We start from the raw sequence: 17,224 nt of genomic DNA, 5'->3' as shown, positions 1-17,224 counted from the left end.
GGGCTAGGCGGTCAACCAGCCGTCGACGCCGGCCAGCAGCTTCGCCCGGACGTCCTCGGGCGCGGCCGAGGCGCGGATCGACTGCCGGGCCAGCTCGGCCAGTTCCTGGTCCGTGAAGGCGTGGTGGCGGCGGGCGATCTCGTACTGGGCGGCGAGACGGGATCCGAAGAGCAGGGGATCGTCGGCGCCGAGGGCCATCGGGACGCCGGCTTCGAACAAAGTGCGCAGGGGGACATCGGCGTGCTTCTCGTAGACGCCCAGGGCGACGTTCGAGGCGGGGCAGACCTCACAGGTCACCCCGCGGTCCGCGAGGCGCTTCAGCAGCCGGGGGTCCTCGGCGGCCCGCACCCCGTGGCCGATCCGGGAGGCGTGCAGGTCGTCCAGGCAGTCGCGGACCGAGGCGGGCCCGGTCAGCTCGCCTCCGTGCGGCGCGGACAGCAGGCCGCCCTCGCGCGCGATGGCGAAGGCCCGGTCGAAGTCCCGCGCCATGCCCCGTCGCTCGTCGTTGGAGAGGCCGAAACCGACGATCCCCCGGTCCGCGTACCGCACGGCGAGCCGGGCCAGCGTGCGGGCGTCCAGGGGGTGTTTCATGCGGTTGGCGGCCACCAGGACGCGCATCCCGAGCCCGGTCTCCCGCACGGCCGAGTCGACCGCGTCGAGGATGACCTCCAGGGCCGGGATCAGACCGCCCAGGCGCGGTGCGTACGACGTCGGGTCGACCTGGATCTCCAGCCAGCCCGAGCCGTCCTTCAGGTCCTCCTCGGCGGCCTCGCGCACCAGGCGCTGGATGTCCTCGGGCTCTCTCAGGCAGGACCGCGCGGCGTCGTACAGGCGCTGGAAGCGGAACCAGCCGCGTTCGTCGGTCGCCCGCAGTTTCGGCGGTTCCCCGCTGGTCAGCGCGTCCGGCAGCCGTACGCCGTACTTGTCGGCCAGTTCCAGCAGGGTGGTGTGCCGCATCGAACCGGTGAAGTGCAGGTGCAGATGGGCCTTCGGCAGTTCACTCACATCACGTACGCGCTCCATCCCAAGATCCTGCCGTACGCGCGTGTCGTGCCGGTAGCGCTTTCGCTGATCGGAGGCTCGCTCGAACGAACGAACGGGGGCCGGCCGCTCCTGAGAGTGGCCGGCCCCCGCACGCGCGCGTGGAGCGCGACGACGTCACCGGCGCCCCGGGGGGCGCGGGAGGACGCCGGAGGTCAGTCCGTCGCCTCGGCCAGCAGCTTCTGGATCCGGCTGACGCCCTCGACGAGGTCCTCGTCACCGAGGGCGTAGGACAGGCGCAGATAGCCCGGCGTGCCGAAGGCCTCGCCCGGGACGACCGCGACCTCGGCCTCCTCCAGGATGAGCGCGGCCAGCTCGACGGTGTCCGCGGGGCGCTTGCCGCGGATCTCCTTGCCGAGGAGCCCCTTCACGGAGGGGTACGCGTAGAAGGCGCCCTCGGGCTCGGGGCAGAGCACGCCGTCGATCTCGTTCAGCATGCGCACGATGGTCTTGCGGCGGCGGTCGAAGGCCTCGCGCATCTTCGCGACGGCCGTGAGGTCGCCGGAGACGGCGGCGAGCGCGGCGACCTGGGCCACGTTCGAGACGTTCGAGGTGGCGTGGGACTGGAGGTTGGTCGCGGCCTTGACGACGTCCTTGGGGCCGATGACCCAGCCCACGCGCCAGCCGGTCATCGCGTACGTCTTGGCGACGCCGTTGACGACGATGCACTTGTCACGCAGCTCGGGCACCACCACGGGCAGCGAGTGGAACTCGGCGTCGCCGTAGACCAGGTGCTCGTAGATCTCGTCGGTCAGGACCCACAGGCCCTTCTCGGCGGCCCAGCGGCCGATCTCCTCGATCTGCTCGCGGGTGTAGACCGCGCCCGTCGGGTTGGACGGGGAGACGAAGAGCAGCACCTTGGTGTTCTCGGTGCGGGCGGCCTCGAGCTGCTCGACCGAGACGCGGTAGCCGGTGGTCTCGTCGGCGACGACGTCCACGGGGACACCGCCGGCGAGACGGATGGACTCCGGGTAGGTCGTCCAGTACGGCGCCGGGACGATGACCTCGTCGCCCGGGTCGAGGATCGCGGCGAAGGCCTCGTAGATGGCCTGCTTGCCACCGTTGGTGACCAGGACCTGGGCGGCCTCCACCTCGTAGCCGGAGTCGCGCAGCGTCTTCGCGGCGATCGCGGCCTTCAGCTCGGGCAGGCCGCCGGCCGGCGTGTAGCGGTGGTACTTGGGGTTCGAGCAGGCCTCGATGGCGGCCTGGACGATGTAGTCCGGGGTCGGGAAGTCGGGCTCACCGGCGCCGAAGCCGATCACCGGACGTCCGGCGGCCTTGAGTGCCTTGGCCTTGGCGTCCACGGCGAGGGTGGCGGACTCGGAGATCGCGCCGACTCGGGCGGAGACCCGGCGCTCGGTGGGAGGGGTTGCAGGGCTCATGGGACCCATCGTTTCAGACTGGAAATGTCCCCGGCACACGGGTTTCACGGACTGAACAACGGCAGAACATCCGTCCGGATCCGCGCACCTCACCAGTGGATCTTCAGCGGAGACGACCCGAGCGGACACTTTCTGTTCGACGCCCGGCTCCGGACCACGTACACTCTCACCTCGTTGGCCTTCATCGGCCGCGCTCAACCGGTGCACACCGAGCACCCGGTCGGATGCGGTACGTTGGGGGAAATCAAAGGGTCGTAGCTCAATTGGTAGAGCACTGGTCTCCAAAACCAGCGGTTGGGGGTTCAAGTCCCTCCGGCCCTGCTACACACTCCTTTCGCCAGGATGTGTGCGCATGTACGTACTGCAATGCACCGCCGTGCGGCTCAACCGGGCGCGGCACGGTCACGACCCGGGAATCAGGTGAGGACGAGTGACGGACGCCGTGGGCTCCATCGACATGCCTGATGCCGAGGCGCCGGAGTCCAAAAAGAAGGCCCGCAAGGGCGGTAAGCGTGCCAAGAAGGGCCCGCTGAAGCGCCTCGCCACCTTCTACCGCCAGATCATCGCGGAACTCCGTAAGGTTGTCTGGCCGACTCGCAATCAGCTGACGACTTACACCACAGTGGTGATTGTGTTCGTCGTCATCATGATCGGCCTGGTGACCGTGATTGACTATGGGCTCAACCACGCCGCCAAGTACGTCTTCGGCTGAGCCGAGAGCGAAGGGCGCCGTCACCGGCGCCCCTTTCGCGCGTTCCACCCCCATGTAACCAGGAAGAAGCAGCCACCGTGTCTGACCCGAACCTGAACGACACCTCCGAGTCGGTCGAGTCCGTTGACGACGAGCTCGAGGTCGTCGAGGGAGCGGACGTCGTGGACGAGTTCGAGGCTGCCGATGCCGCCGCCGGCGAGAGCGCCGAGGACGCGGCCCTGCACGTCGAGGACGAGTCCGGTGAGGACGTCGAGGACGAGGACGCGTCCGAAGAGGCCGAGCCCGAAGTCGAGGCCGAGCCCGTCGACCCCGTGACCGCCCTGCGCGACGAACTGCGTCTGCTCCCCGGCGAGTGGTACGTCATCCACACCTACGCCGGTTACGAGAACCGCGTGAAGACCAACCTCGAGCAGCGTGCCGTCTCGCTGAACGTCGAGGACTTCATCTTCCAGGCCGAGGTGCCGCAGGAAGAGGTCGCGCAGATCAAGAACGGCGAGCGCAAGACGATCAAGCAGAACAAGCTCCCGGGCTACGTCCTGGTCCGCATGGACCTGACGAACGAGTCCTGGGGTGTCGTCCGCAACACGCCCGGCGTCACCGGCTTCGTGGGCAACGCCTACGACCCGTACCCGCTGACCCTGGACGAGATCGTCAAGATGCTCGCCCCGGAGGCCGAGGAGAAGGCCGCCCGCGAGGCCGCGGAGGCCGAGGGCAAGCCCGCTCCGCAGCGCAAGGTCGAGGTCCAGGTGCTGGACTTCGAGGTCGGCGACTCGGTCACCGTCACCGACGGCCCGTTCGCCACGCTGCAGGCCACGATCAACGAGATCAACGCCGACTCGAAGAAGGTCAAGGGCCTCGTCGAGATCTTCGGCCGCGAGACCCCGGTCGAGCTTTCCTTCGACCAGATCCAGAAGAACTGACACCTTCTGGACGTACGTCTTCCGATCAGGTCAGACGGGCTCTCGCAGCCGGTCTGACCTGCTCGGTTTTTAGCCGCGCACAGATACCCGTTATCGTTGTGCGGTATGCCTGCATCCGGATCATCACTCGGTTGAAGGCAGCCGTCCGGGGCGACTCGGACGTAGGAAGGCGAAAACGAAAGAGGACCCGGAATGCCTCCCAAGAAGAAGAAGGTCACGGGGCTTATCAAGCTCCAGATCAACGCCGGTGCGGCGAACCCGGCCCCGCCGGTCGGCCCCGCGCTCGGTCAGCACGGCGTCAACATCATGGAGTTCTGCAAGGCCTACAACGCCGCGACCGAGTCGCAGCGTGGCTGGGTCATCCCGGTGGAGATCACGGTCTACGAAGACCGCTCCTTCACCTTCGTGACCAAGACTCCGCCGGCCGCCAAGATGATCCTCAAGGCCGCGGGTGTCGAGAAGGGCTCCGGCGAGCCGCACAAGACCAAGGTCGCCAAGATCACCCAGGCGCAGGTCCGCGAGATCGCCACGACCAAGATGCCCGACCTCAACGCCAACGACCTGGACGCCGCCGCGAAGATCATCGCCGGCACCGCCCGTTCCATGGGCATCACGGTCGAGGGCTGACACCCACCTTCGTAGGAACCCTGCGGCCGCGGCCGCACGTGGCAGGGCCTGCTCGGCCCGCACCACGACTCCTCAGAACACAACAGGAGCAGTAGTGAGCAAGCGCAGCAAGTCTCTCCGCGCTGCGGACGCCAAGGTCGACCGGGACAAGCTCTACGCCCCGCTCGAGGCCGTCCGTCTCGCCAAGGAGACCTCCACCAGCAAGTTCGACGGCACCGTCGAGGTCGCCTTCCGCCTGGGTGTCGACCCGCGCAAGGCCGACCAGATGGTCCGTGGCACCGTGAACCTGCCGCACGGCACCGGCAAGACCGCCCGGGTCCTGGTCTTCGCGACCGGTGACCGTGCTGCGGCCGCGGAGGCCGCGGGCGCCGACATCGTCGGCTCCGACGAACTGATCGACGAGGTCGCGAAGGGCCGTCTGGACTTCGACGCCGTCGTCGCCACCCCGGACCTCATGGGCAAGGTCGGCCGCCTCGGCCGCGTGCTCGGTCCCCGTGGTCTCATGCCGAACCCCAAGACCGGCACCGTGACCCCCGACGTCGCCAAGGCTGTCACCGAGATCAAGGGTGGCAAGATCGAGTTCCGCGTCGACAAGCACTCGAACCTGCACTTCATCATCGGCAAGGTGTCCTTCGACGACACCAAGCTGGTGGAGAACTACGGTGCCGCGCTCGACGAGATCCTTCGTCTGAAGCCGTCGGCCGCCAAGGGTCGCTACATCAAGAAGGCCGCGATCAGCTCCACGATCGGCCCCGGCGTTCCCGTCGACCCCAACCGCACCCGCAACCTCCTCGTCGAGGAGGACCCGGCCGCCGTCTGAGCCCTTCGCTCACCCCGGTGACCGCGTCGCGCACGCGTATCTGAGCGGGCCCCGCAACCTTTCGAGGTGCGGGGCCCGTCCTCATGTGCGGAGGTCCTTCCGGCTGCCGCGGGGCGAACGCCCCGGGCGGAATTCCGGACCACGACTGTCAGTGGGCCGCGCTAGCGTGCGGTTCACAGAGTTCGCATAGGGGTGGGACGTATGAAGAGCACCATGGTGCGCGGTGTGACTGTCTCGATCGCGCTGACGACCGCGCTGGCAGGGGTCGCGGCCTGCAACTCGTCGGATTCCTCGGGGAGTTCGGGCGACGGCGACAAGGCCGGCCGCAAGGGCGTCACGCGCGTCAGCCCCATCGCGGCCCTGCGCTCGGCGGAGAGGTCCACCGACGGCGCCGACTCCGCGAGGATCGAGTCCACGACGACCATGGGCACGCTGATGTCCATGAAGTCGCGCGGCGTCATGGCCTGGGCCGACGGCTTCACCGGCAACATGACGATCACGTACACCGGCGGCACGATGGCCGACACGATGCGCCGGATGGGCAGCGACTCCATGGAGGCCCGCTATCTGTCCGACGCCTACTACGCGAAGATGGGCGACGCCTTTGCCGAGCAGGCGGGCGGCAAGCACTGGATCCGGTACGGGTACGACGACCTGGCGAAGTTCGGGGGCGGCTCCGGCGCGCTCCTGAAGGACCAGATGCAGAACAGCTCGCCGAACCAGTCGGTGAAGCTCCTGCTGGCGTCCGGCGACGTCAAGAAGGTCGGCGAGGAGACGGTCCGCGGCAAGAGGGCCACGCACTACGCGGGCACGGTGGACGTGAGCGACCTCGCGGCCCGGAGCTCCCACCTCACCGACGGCCAGCTCTCCGACATGAAGAAGCAGTTCACCCAGGCCGGCATCACGACCGAGGACGTCGACATCTGGGTCGACACCGAGGACCTGCTTGTCAAGGCCGTCTCCAAGGCCGCGATGGCGAGCGGCACGATGTCCTCCACGACGTACTACAGCGACTACGGAGTGAAGGTCTCCGCCGTCGCGCCCCCGGCCGGTGACACCGAGGACTTCAAGGACATCCTGACGAAGCAGGGCATGACGCCGGGCAGCGGCGACACGTCGACCGGATCCGGCACCGGCTCGCCCTCCTGAGCACCGCTCAGCGCCTCCCCGGTCCGTCCCGCCTGCCCGGTCCGCACCGCGCCCTCTCCGGACCTCGCCGCACCTGCCCAAAGTCCCACGCACGCATCAGAGTTGCGTCAAAATCCAGGTGATCGTCCAAGCCTCCTGGGCTACGCTCGCGCAGAATCTGTGCATCGCTCAACTATTCCCTGGGGGGAACCTTGAAGCTTTCTGTGAACGACTCGGTACGGCGCCGGGCGACCGGAGCGGCACTCGCGGCGCTGGTCCTCGGCGGGGGCGCCGTGGGCTGTTCGAAGGGCGGGGCGGAGGAGTCGCCCGCCCTCACGCCCGCCGCGGCCGTGGCGAAGGCGGCGAAGAAGACCGACGACATCACCTCGCTCCGCTACCGGATGACCGGCAAGGTCCCGGAGGAGGGGCGCGTCAGCGGCGAGGCGGCGATGAGCATGAAGCCGCTGGCCATGAGCATGAAGATGACCGCCGAGGACCAGGCCGCCGACGGCCCGGTCGAGATCCGTCTCGTGGACAAGGCGATGTACATAGGCGGGGGCGCCAAGGCCGCCAAGGAGATGGACGGCAAGAGCTGGATCAAGTTCGACATGTCCGCCCTGGGCGCGGACAAGGAGCTGAACGCGAACCAGCTGGGAGGCGGACAGGCCGACAAGAACCCGGCCACCGAATCCACCTTCCTCACCGGTTCCAAGGACGTGAAGAAGGTCGGGACCGAGACCGTCGACGGCGTGAAGACCACGCACTACAAGGGGTCGATCACCCTCGACGAGTACCGCAAGTCGCTCAAGGGCGAGGACAAGGCCACGCGCGAGAAGCGGGAGAAGGCCCTCGACCAGTACACGAAGATGGGCGTCGACGCGATCACGATGGACATGTGGATCGACGGCGACGACCACACCAAGCAGTTCCGTATGCGCGGGACCGCCGACAAGGGTCCGCTCGACATGACCATCACCTTCCTGGACTACAACAAGCCCGTGACCGTGACCGCTCCGCCGGCCAAGGACACCGTCGACCTCGCCGAGATGATGAAGGACGCCCAGCAGGGCTGATCCGCGCCGTCGGACGCGCCGGAGCGTCCGGCAGCCGGGCCCGTTCGGCCGGATTTGCTTGACGGAGTCCACTTCACGTACTCTCCTCGAGAAGCCAAAGACCGCTGGTCGTTGCCTCGCGCTCGCAAGAGGGTGTGGTGACCGAAGGATCCGCTGAAACTGCGGACGACCCGCGTAGGTGACCGTGGATGTGTTCCCGGAGTCCGCACGCCCAGCGTGTGGAGGAATCCGGTCGAGCTACGCCCCGTGCGCCTGCGCCGGGGCGTTTTGTTTTGTCAGTCCCTTCTGAGCGGTCCTCATCACCCGGAAGGAGGCCGACGCTCTATGGCAAGGCCCGACAAGGCTGCCGCGGTAGCCGAGCTCGCGGACCAGTTCCGCAGCTCGAACGCCGCCGTGCTGACCGAGTACCGGGGTCTCACCGTGGCGCAGCTCAAGACGCTGCGCCGTTCGCTCGGTGAAGACGCCCAGTACGCCGTGGTGAAGAACACGCTGACCAAGATTGCGGCCAACGAGGCCGGGATCTCTACGCTCGACGACCTGTTCAACGGTCCGACGGCGGTCGCCTTCATCACCGGTGACCCGGTGACGTCGGCGAAGGGTCTTCGTGACTTCGCCAAGGACAACCCGAACCTCGTCATCAAGGGCGGTGTCCTTGACGGCAAGGCGCTGTCCGCCGACGAGATCAAGAAGCTTGCGGACCTCGAGTCCCGCGAGGTTCTGCTCGCCAAGCTGGCGGGTGCCTTCAAGGGCAAGCAGACCCAGACTGCTCGCCTCTTCCAGGCCCTGCCCTCGAAGTTCGTCCGCACCGCGGAGGCGCTTCGTGTCAAGCAGGCCGAGCAGGGCGGTGCCGAGTAATTCGGCTCGCGCATTGACCGCCGCCTGAGGCGACGGTCGTAGCGGGCCGAACGTACGCCCGCCTCACCAGTACATCCGGCACCTGCCGAATTAGTGGAAGGACGCCATCATGGCGAAGCTGTCCCAGGAAGAGCTGCTCGCGCAGTTCGAGAACCTCACCCTCATCGAGCTCGCCGAGTTCGTGAAGGCCTTCGAGGAGAAGTTCGACGTCACCGCCGCCGCCGCGGTCGCCGTTGCCGGTCCGGCCGGCCCCGCCGCCGTCGAGGCCGTCGAGGAGCAGGACGAGTTCGACGTCATCCTCACGGGTGCCGGCGAGAAGAAGATCCAGGTCATCAAGGTCGTGCGTGAGCTCACCTCGCTGGGCCTGAAGGAGGCCAAGGACCTCGTCGACGGCGCTCCGAAGCCCGTCCTCGAGAAGGTCGCCAAGGAGGCCGCCGAGAAGGCTGCCGAGTCCCTCAAGGGCGCCGGCGCCTCCGTCGAGGTCAAGTAACTCGACGAGTCCCCGAGGACTCCTGTGAAGCTGTCACAGCCGCTCTCGTAGCGCTGTAACGCTGACGCACCGAAGAGCGATCACCCAACTGGGTGGTCGCTCTTCGGCGTTCAGGGGATCCTTCCAGGGGGCCTGAAGCGGCAGCCTTGCGCTGGGGGCCGCGACGAGTATGGTGATCTTCGTTGTGCCTCCGGCCGCCCTGTGACAGGCAGAGGGACGGGTTGCAAGACGGGCCGCACGTGACGATCGCGGCACTTGCTCGGGCATGGGGGGCCTTGACGAACCGCACGCAGCGCGCAATTCTCAGGACGCGTCGTCACAACGATCCGTATCCGAGGCATGGATCGCTGACGAAGAGGGCAGTATCGATGTGCATTGAGGGCGTGGCTTGTCGCAGGTGTTGAGAACAGTGAGAGTCTCAAGAAACCGGGACTGGACATCAGTGGGCCTAGTGGCTACACTGACCCTTTGCGCTGCCTGTTAGCTGCCTCCTGCCCGTCACCAGGGGCATACCCGTGTTTGAGCATCGACAGTTGGACCATCCCTGACCTGGCCTTTATTCGGCCGGATCGGGAACGGCCCGACGCTATGTCCGACATGGGACCGGTACGCGCGTAGTGAGTCCGAGCCCTCGGAAGGACCCCCTCTTGGCCGCCTCGCGCACTGCCTCGACCGCGAATACGAACAACGGCGCCAGCACCGCCCCGCTGCGCATCTCCTTTGCAAAGATCAAGGAGCCCCTCGAGGTTCCGAACCTTCTTGCGCTGCAAACCGAGAGCTTCGACTGGCTGCTCGGCAACGACGCGTGGAAGGCTCGTGTCGAGGCGGCTCTGGACAGCGGACAGGACGTCCCCACCAAGTCCGGTCTGGAGGAGATCTTCGAGGAGATCTCCCCGATCGAGGACTTCAGCGGGTCGATGTCCCTGACGTTCCGCGACCACCGTTTCGAGCCGCCGAAGAACTCCATCGACGAGTGCAAGGACCGCGACTTCACGTACGCGGCCCCGCTCTTCGTCACCGCCGAGTTCACCAACAACGAGACCGGCGAGATCAAGTCCCAGACGGTCTTCATGGGCGACTTCCCGCTCATGACCAACAAGGGCACCTTCGTCATCAACGGCACCGAGCGTGTCGTCGTGTCGCAGCTGGTCCGCTCGCCGGGTGTCTACTTCGACTCCTCCATCGACAAGACGTCCGACAAGGACATCTTCTCGGCCAAGGTCATCCCCTCCCGGGGTGCCTGGCTGGAGATGGAGATCGACAAGCGCGACATGGTCGGTGTCCGCATCGACCGCAAGCGCAAGCAGTCCGTCACCGTTCTCCTGAAGGCTCTCGGCTGGACCACCGAGCAGATCCTCGAGGAGTTCGGCGAGTACGAGTCCATGCGCGCCACCCTGGAGAAGGACCACACCCAGGGCCAGGACGACGCGCTGCTGGACATCTACCGCAAGCTGCGTCCGGGCGAACCGCCGACCCGTGAGGCCGCGCAGACGCTTCTGGAGAACCTCTACTTCAACCCGAAGCGCTACGACCTCGCCAAGGTCGGCCGGTACAAGGTCAACAAGAAGCTGGGCGGCGAGGCCCCGCTCGACGCCGGGATCCTGACCGTCGAGGACATCATCTCGTCGATCAAGTACCTGGTGAAGCTGCACGCCGGTGAGACCGAGACCGTTGGTGACAACGGCACCTCGATCGTCGTCGAGACCGACGACATCGACCACTTCGGCAACCGTCGTCTGCGCAACGTCGGCGAGCTCATCCAGAACCAGGTCCGCACGGGTCTGGCTCGTATGGAGCGCGTCGTCCGCGAGCGCATGACGACCCAGGACGTCGAGGCGATCACGCCGCAGACCCTGATCAACATCCGGCCGGTCGTCGCCTCCATCAAGGAGTTCTTCGGCACCAGCCAGCTGTCGCAGTTCATGGACCAGAACAACCCGCTGTCGGGTCTCACCCACAAGCGCCGTCTGTCGGCTCTTGGCCCGGGTGGTCTCTCCCGTGAGCGGGCCGGCTTCGAGGTCCGTGACGTGCACCCGTCGCACTACGGCCGCATGTGCCCGATCGAGACCCCTGAAGGCCCGAACATCGGTCTGATCGGCTCGCTCGCCTCCTACGGCCGCGTGAACGCGTTCGGTTTCGTCGAGACGCCGTACCGCCGGGTCACCGGCGGTGTCGTCACCGACGAGGTCGACTACCTCACGGCCGACGAGGAGGACCGGTTCGTCATCGCCCAGGCCAACGCGCCGCTCGGCGACGACTTCCGGTTCGAGGAGACCCGCGTCCTGGTCCGCCGTCGTGGCGGAGAGGTCGACTACGTCCCCGGTGACGACGTCGACTACATGGACGTCTCCCCGCGCCAGATGGTGTCGGTCGCGACCGCGATGATCCCGTTCCTGGAGCACGACGACGCCAACCGTGCCCTCATGGGCGCGAACATGATGCGCCAGGCCGTTCCGCTCATCAAGTCCGAGGCGCCGCTGGTCGGCACCGGCATGGAGTACCGCTGCGCGGTCGACGCCGGTGACGTCCTGAAGTCGGAGAAGGACGGTGTGGTCCAGGAGGTCTCCGCGGACTACATCACCACCGCCAACGACGACGGCACGTACACCACGTACCGCCTGCACAAGTTCTCCCGGTCGAACCAGGGCACCTCCGTCAACCAGAAGGTTGTCGTGGACGAGGGCGCCCGCGTGATCGAGGGCCAGGTCCTGGCCGACGGTCCCGCGACCGAGGACGGCGAGATGGCCCTCGGCAAGAACCTGCTCGTGGCGTTCATGCCGTGGGAGGGTCACAACTACGAGGACGCGATCATCCTGTCGCAGCGCCTCGTGCAGGACGACGTCCTCTCCTCGATCCACATCGAGGAGCACGAGGTCGACGCCCGTGACACCAAGCTCGGCCCGGAGGAGATCACCCGGGACATCCCGAACGTCTCCGAGGAGGTCCTCGCCGACCTCGACGAGCGCGGCATCATCCGTATCGGTGCCGAGGTCGTCGCCGGCGACATCCTCGTCGGCAAGGTCACGCCCAAGGGTGAGACCGAGCTGACGCCGGAGGAGCGCCTGCTGCGCGCGATCTTCGGTGAGAAGGCCCGTGAGGTCCGTGACACCTCGCTGAAGGTCCCGCACGGCGAGATCGGCAAGGTCATCGGCGTCCGCGTCTTCGACCGTGAAGAGGGCGACGAGCTGCCGCCGGGCGTGAACCAGCTGGTTCGTGTCTACGTGGCGCAGAAGCGCAAGATCACGGACGGTGACAAGCTCGCCGGCCGCCACGGCAACAAGGGTGTCATCTCGAAGATCCTGCCGATCGAGGACATGCCGTTCCTGGAGGACGGCACCCCGGTCGACATCATCCTCAACCCGCTCGGTGTGCCGTCCCGAATGAACCCGGGACAGGTGCTGGAGATCCACCTCGGCTGGCTCGCCAGCCGCGGCTGGGACGTCTCCGGTCTCGCCGACGACTGGGCGCAGCGCCTGCAGGCCATCGGCGCCGACAAGGTCGCGCCGCGTACGAACGTCGCCACCCCGGTGTTCGACGGTGCGCGTGAGGACGAGCTCGCGGGTCTGTTCGAGCACACCCTGCCCAACCGCGACGGTGACCGTCTGGTCCTCCCGTCCGGCAAGGCGAGGCTGTTCGACGGCCGCTCCGGCGAGCCGTTCCCGGACCCGATCTCGATCGGGTACATGTACATCCTCAAGCTGCACCACCTGGTCGACGACAAGCTGCACGCCCGCTCGACCGGCCCGTACTCGATGATCACCCAGCAGCCGCTGGGTGGTAAGGCTCAGTTCGGTGGCCAGCGCTTCGGCGAGATGGAGGTGTGGGCGCTGGAGGCGTACGGCGCCGCTTACGCCCTCCAGGAGCTGCTGACGATCAAGTCCGACGACGTGACCGGCCGCGTGAAGGTCTACGAGGCCATCGTCAAGGGCGAGAACATCCCCGAGCCCGGCATCCCCGAGTCCTTCAAGGTGCTCATCAAGGAGATGCAGTCTCTCTGCCTCAACGTGGAGGTGCTGTCCAGCGACGGTATGTCCATCGAAATGCGTGACACCGACGAGGACGTCTTCCGCGCGGCGGAGGAGCTCGGCATCGACCTGTCCCGGCGCGAGCCGAGCAGCGTCGAAGAGGTCTGACGGGAGTCCGGCCGGGCCTTGGCCACCTGTGGAAAAGGTGATCAAGGCCCGCCGGCCCCAGGACCCCCGTATCAGACCCCTAAGACTTACAACCCTGAGAGGGATTGACGCATAGTGCTCGACGTCAACTTCTTCGATGAGCTCCGGATCGGTCTGGCCACCGCTGACGACATCCGTCAGTGGAGCCACGGCGAGGTCAAGAAGCCCGAGACCATCAACTACCGCACCCTCAAGCCCGAGAAGGACGGACTCTTCTGCGAGAAGATCTTCGGTCCGACCCGGGACTGGGAGTGCTACTGCGGCAAGTACAAGCGCGTCCGCTTCAAGGGCATCATCTGTGAGCGCTGTGGCGTCGAGGTCACTCGCGCCAAGGTGCGCCGTGAGCGGATGGGCCACATCGAGCTGGCCGCTCCCGTCACCCACATCTGGTACTTCAAGGGCGTTCCGTCGCGGCTGGGCTACCTGCTCGACCTCGCCCCGAAGGACCTCGAGAAGGTCATCTACTTCGCCGCGTACATGATCACGTACGTCGACGAGGAGCGCCGCACCCGCGACCTGCCCTCGCTGGAGGCCCACGTCTCCGTCGAGCGCCAGCAGGTCGAGAACCGCCGCGACGCCGACCTCGAAGCCCGCGCCAAGAAGCTCGAGACCGACCTGGCCGAGCTCGAGGCCGAGGGCGCCAAGGCCGACGTGCGCCGCAAGGTGCGCGAGGGTGCCGAGCGTGAGATGAAGCAGCTGCGCGACCGTGCGCAGCGCGAGATCGACCGTCTCGACGAGGTGTGGACCCGCTTCAAGAACCTCAAGGTCCAGGACCTGGAGGGCGACGAGCTCCTCTACCGCGAGCTGCGTGACCGCTTCGGCACGTACTTCGACGGTTCGATGGGTGCCGCGGCGCTGCAGAAGCGCCTGGAGTCCTTCGACCTCGACGAGGAGGCCGAGCGCCTCCGCGAGATCATCCGCACCGGCAAGGGCCAGAAGAAGACCCGCGCGCTCAAGCGCCTCAAGGTCGTCTCCGCGTTCCTGCAGACCAGCAACAGCCCCAAGGGCATGGTGCTCGACTGCGTGCCGGTCATCCCGCCGGACCTTCGCCCGATGGTGCAGCTGGACGGTGGCCGCTTCGCGACCTCCGACCTGAACGACCTGTACCGCCGTGTGATCAACCGCAACAACCGCCTGAAGCGCCTTCTCGACCTCGGTGCCCCCGAGATCATCGTGAACAACGAGAAGCGCATGCTCCAGGAGGCCGTCGACGCGCTCTTCGACAACGGCCGTCGTGGTCGCCCGGTCACGGGCCCCGGCAACCGTCCGCTGAAGTCGCTGTCCGACATGCTCAAGGGCAAGCAGGGCCGCTTCCGTCAGAACCTGCTCGGCAAGCGTGTGGACTACTCCGCGCGTTCCGTGATCGTCGTCGGTCCGCAGCTGAAGCTGCACCAGTGCGGTCTGCCCAAGGCCATGGCGCTGGAGCTCTTCAAGCCGTTCGTGATGAAGCGCCTGGTCGACCTGAACCACGCGCAGAACATCAAGAGCGCCAAGCGGATGGTCGAGCGCGGCCGCACGGTCGTGTACGACGTCCTCGAAGAGGTCATCGCCGAGCACCCGGTTCTGCTGAACCGTGCGCCCACGCTGCACCGCCTCGGCATCCAGGCCTTCGAGCCGCAGCTGGTCGAGGGCAAGGCCATCCAGATCCACCCGCTCGTCTGCACCGCGTTCAACGCGGACTTCGACGGTGACCAGATGGCCGTGCACCTGCCGCTCTCCGCGGAGGCGCAGGCCGAGGCCCGCATCCTGATGCTGTCCTCGAACAACATCCTCAAGCCGGCCGACGGCCGCCCGGTCACGATGCCGACCCAGGACATGGTCCTCGGTCTGTTCTTCCTGACCACCGACGGCGACCTGCGGAACGTGAAGGGCGAGGACCGCTCCTTCGCGTCCGTGGCCGAGGCGATCATGGCGTTCGACGCCGGCGAGCTCTCGCTCCAGTCGCAGGTGGACATCCGCTTCCCGGTGGGCACCATCCCGCCGCGCGGCTGGACCCCGCCGGCGCAGGAGGAGGGCGAGCCGGAGTGGCAGCAGGGTGACACCTTCCGCCTGCGGACGACCCTGGGCCGCGCGCTCTTCAACGAGCTGCTGCCCGAGGACTACCCGTTCGTCGACTACGAGGTCGGCAAGAAGCAGCTCTCCGAGATCGTCAACGACCTCGCCGAGCGCTACCCCAAGGTCATCGTGGCGGCGACGCTCGACAACCTGAAGGCGTCGGGCTTCTTCTGGGCGACCCGTTCCGGCGTCACCGTGGCCATCTCCGACATCGTCGTTCCGGATGCGAAGCGCGCGATCGTCAAGGGCTACGAGGACCTGGACGAGAAGGTCCAGAAGCAGTACGAGCGTGGTCTGATCACCAAGGAAGAGCGCACGCAGGAGCTCATCGCGATCTGGACCAAGGCGACCAACGAGGTCGCCGAGGCGATGAACGCGAACTTCCCGAAGACCAACCCGGTCTCGATGATGGTGAACTCGGGCGCCCGAGGCAACATGATGCAGATGCGTCAGATCGCCGGTATGCGTGGTCTGGTGTCGAACGCCAAGAACGAGACGATCCCGCGTCCCATCAAGGCGTCCTTCCGTGAAGGTCTGTCCGTGCTGGAGTACTTCATCTCCACCCACGGTGCCCGTAAGGGTCTGGCCGACACCGCTCTGCGTACCGCCGACTCGGGTTACCTCACCCGTCGTCTGGTCGACGTCTCCCAGGACGTCATCATCCGCGAGGAGGACTGCGGCACCGACCGTGGTCTGCGTCTGGCCATCGCCGAGCGCGGCGAGGACGGCGTGCTGCGCAAGACGGAGAACGTCGAGACCAGCGTGTACGCACGTGCGCTGGCCGAGGACATCACCGTCGACGGCAAGGTGCTGGCCCCGGCCAACACCGACCTCGGCGACGTCCTCATCGACGAACTGGTCAAGCACGGCATCGAGGAGGTCAAGACCCGTTCGGTCCTGACCTGTGAGTCCGCCGTCGGCACCTGCGCCATGTGCTACGGCCGCTCGCTGGCCACCGGCAAGCTGGTCGACATCGGTGAGGCGGTCGGCATCATCGCCGCCCAGTCCATCGGTGAGCCCGGTACCCAGCTGACGATGCGTACCTTCCACACCGGTGGTGTGGCCGGTGACGACATCACCCAGGGTCTGCCCCGTGTCGTCGAGCTCTTCGAGGCCCGTACGCCGAAGGGTGTCGCCCCGATCTCCGAGGCCTCCGGCCGCGTGCGGATCGAGGAGACCGAGAAGACCAAGAAGCTCGTCGTCACCCCGGACGACGGCAGCGACGAGACGGCGTTCCCGATCTCGAAGCGCGCCCGTCTCCTGGTGTCCGAGGGCGAGCACGTCGAGGTGGGCCAGAAGCTCACCGTGGGTGCCACCAACCCGCACGACGTGCTGCGCATCCTGGGTCAGCGTGCCGTCCAGGTCCACCTGGTCGGCGAGGTCCAGAAGGTCTACAACTCGCAGGGTGTGTCGATCCACGACAAGCACATCGAGATCATCATCCGGCAGATGCTGCGCCGTGTGACGATCATCGAGTCGGGCGACGCGGAGCTGCTGCCCGGCGAGCTGGTCGAGCGTTCGAAGTTCGAGACCGAGAACCGTCGTGTGGTCCAGGAAGGCGGCCACCCGGCCTCCGGCCGTCCGCAGCTGATGGGTATCACCAAGGCCTCGCTGGCGACGGAATCCTGGCTGTCGGCCGCCTCCTTCCAGGAGACGACCCGAGTTCTGACGGACGCGGCGATCAACGCCAAGTCCGACAGCCTCATCGGCCTCAAGGAGAACGTCATCATCGGTAAGCTCATCCCGGCCGGTACGGGTCTGTCCCGCTACCGCAACATCCGGGTCGAGCCGACCGAGGAGGCCAAGGCCGCGATGTACTCGGCCGTCGGCTACGACGACATCGACTACTCGCCGTTCGGCACGGGCTCCGGCCAGGCCGTCCCGCTGGAGGACTACGACTACGGTCCGTACAACCAGTGAGCCGGTAGGCAGTAGGCAGTAGTACGAAG

Annotated in this window: 12 protein-coding genes and 1 tRNA gene; 11 read left to right on the top strand and 2 right to left on the bottom strand. The window is 66.9% G+C overall.

Annotation, left to right across the window (positions count from 1 at the left end; translation table 11 throughout):
- Positions 1-3: 3 nt before the first annotated feature.
- A complete protein-coding gene (locus ACFYW9_RS06165; RefSeq protein WP_351863214.1) occupies positions 4-1,023 on the bottom strand; it encodes an adenosine deaminase in 1,020 nt (339 codons plus the stop codon).
- A 173-nt stretch (positions 1,024-1,196) separates the two neighbouring features.
- Positions 1,197-2,423: a pyridoxal phosphate-dependent aminotransferase gene (locus tag ACFYW9_RS06160; protein WP_266761701.1), complete on the bottom strand. Its 1,227-nt coding sequence runs from the start codon at positions 2,421-2,423 to the stop codon at positions 1,197-1,199.
- 248 nt (positions 2,424-2,671) lie between these two features.
- On the opposite strand from ACFYW9_RS06160, the gene ACFYW9_RS06155 reads away from it, so the two are divergent.
- The 11 genes from ACFYW9_RS06155 (at position 2,672) to ACFYW9_RS06105 (ending at position 17,195) form a co-directional block, all read left to right on the top strand.
- Positions 2,672-2,744, top strand: a tRNA-Trp gene (locus ACFYW9_RS06155).
- A 109-nt stretch (positions 2,745-2,853) separates the two neighbouring features.
- The gene (gene secE, locus ACFYW9_RS06150) at positions 2,854-3,135 is read left to right on the top strand and encodes a preprotein translocase subunit SecE (protein ID WP_103549158.1); all 282 of its coding nucleotides are present in this window, start codon (positions 2,854-2,856) and stop codon (positions 3,133-3,135) included.
- Between the two features lie 77 nt (positions 3,136-3,212).
- Complete coding sequence (gene nusG, locus ACFYW9_RS06145; RefSeq protein WP_389145385.1) at positions 3,213-4,055, top strand: transcription termination/antitermination protein NusG; 843 nt, start codon at positions 3,213-3,215, stop codon at positions 4,053-4,055.
- Positions 4,056-4,247: 192 nt separating this feature from the next.
- A complete protein-coding gene (gene rplK / locus ACFYW9_RS06140) occupies positions 4,248-4,682 on the top strand; it encodes a 50S ribosomal protein L11 (protein ID WP_261705301.1) in 435 nt (144 codons plus the stop codon).
- A 94-nt stretch (positions 4,683-4,776) separates the two neighbouring features.
- Positions 4,777-5,502, top strand: a complete 726-nt coding sequence (gene rplA, locus ACFYW9_RS06135; protein WP_328449291.1) for a 50S ribosomal protein L1 — start codon at positions 4,777-4,779, stop codon at positions 5,500-5,502.
- A gap of 201 nt (positions 5,503-5,703) precedes the next feature.
- Positions 5,704-6,651, top strand: coding sequence for a hypothetical protein (locus ACFYW9_RS06130; RefSeq protein ID WP_351863218.1), 948 nt, complete (start codon positions 5,704-5,706; stop codon positions 6,649-6,651).
- A 203-nt stretch (positions 6,652-6,854) separates the two neighbouring features.
- Entirely contained in the window at positions 6,855-7,703 is an 849-nt protein-coding gene (locus ACFYW9_RS06125) for a DUF1396 domain-containing protein (protein WP_389145780.1), read from the top strand.
- Positions 7,704-8,027: 324 nt separating this feature from the next.
- Positions 8,028-8,558: a 50S ribosomal protein L10 gene (rplJ, locus tag ACFYW9_RS06120; protein ID WP_326786081.1), complete on the top strand. Its 531-nt coding sequence runs from the start codon at positions 8,028-8,030 to the stop codon at positions 8,556-8,558.
- A 109-nt stretch (positions 8,559-8,667) separates the two neighbouring features.
- Entirely contained in the window at positions 8,668-9,048 is a 381-nt protein-coding gene (rplL, locus tag ACFYW9_RS06115; RefSeq protein WP_328449285.1) for a 50S ribosomal protein L7/L12, read from the top strand.
- A gap of 647 nt (positions 9,049-9,695) precedes the next feature.
- Complete coding sequence (gene rpoB, locus ACFYW9_RS06110; RefSeq protein ID WP_351863222.1) at positions 9,696-13,181, top strand: DNA-directed RNA polymerase subunit beta; 3,486 nt, start codon at positions 9,696-9,698, stop codon at positions 13,179-13,181.
- A 114-nt stretch (positions 13,182-13,295) separates the two neighbouring features.
- Complete coding sequence (locus tag ACFYW9_RS06105) at positions 13,296-17,195, top strand: DNA-directed RNA polymerase subunit beta' (RefSeq protein ID WP_351863223.1); 3,900 nt, start codon at positions 13,296-13,298, stop codon at positions 17,193-17,195.
- The last annotated feature ends 29 nt before the right edge of the window (positions 17,196-17,224 follow it).

Origin of the sequence: Streptomyces sp. NPDC002698 (assembly GCF_042888945.1) — a bacterium.
GTDB lineage: Bacteria > Actinomycetota > Actinomycetes > Streptomycetales > Streptomycetaceae > Streptomyces.
This window is presented reverse-complemented; position numbering and strand designations above follow the sequence as displayed.

Coding starts and splice junctions, on each gene's coding strand:
- ACFYW9_RS06165 (WP_351863214.1), bottom strand. CDS start 1,023: ATGGAGCGCGTACGTGATGTGAGTGAACTGCCGAAGGCCCATCTGCAC.
- ACFYW9_RS06160 (WP_266761701.1), bottom strand. CDS start 2,423: ATGAGCCCTGCAACCCCTCCCACCGAGCGCCGGGTCTCCGCCCGAGTC.
- rplK (WP_261705301.1), top strand. CDS start 4,248: ATGCCTCCCAAGAAGAAGAAGGTCACGGGGCTTATCAAGCTCCAGATC.
- ACFYW9_RS06130 (WP_351863218.1), top strand. CDS start 5,704: ATGAAGAGCACCATGGTGCGCGGTGTGACTGTCTCGATCGCGCTGACG.
- rplJ (WP_326786081.1), top strand. CDS start 8,028: ATGGCAAGGCCCGACAAGGCTGCCGCGGTAGCCGAGCTCGCGGACCAG.
- rplL (WP_328449285.1), top strand. CDS start 8,668: ATGGCGAAGCTGTCCCAGGAAGAGCTGCTCGCGCAGTTCGAGAACCTC.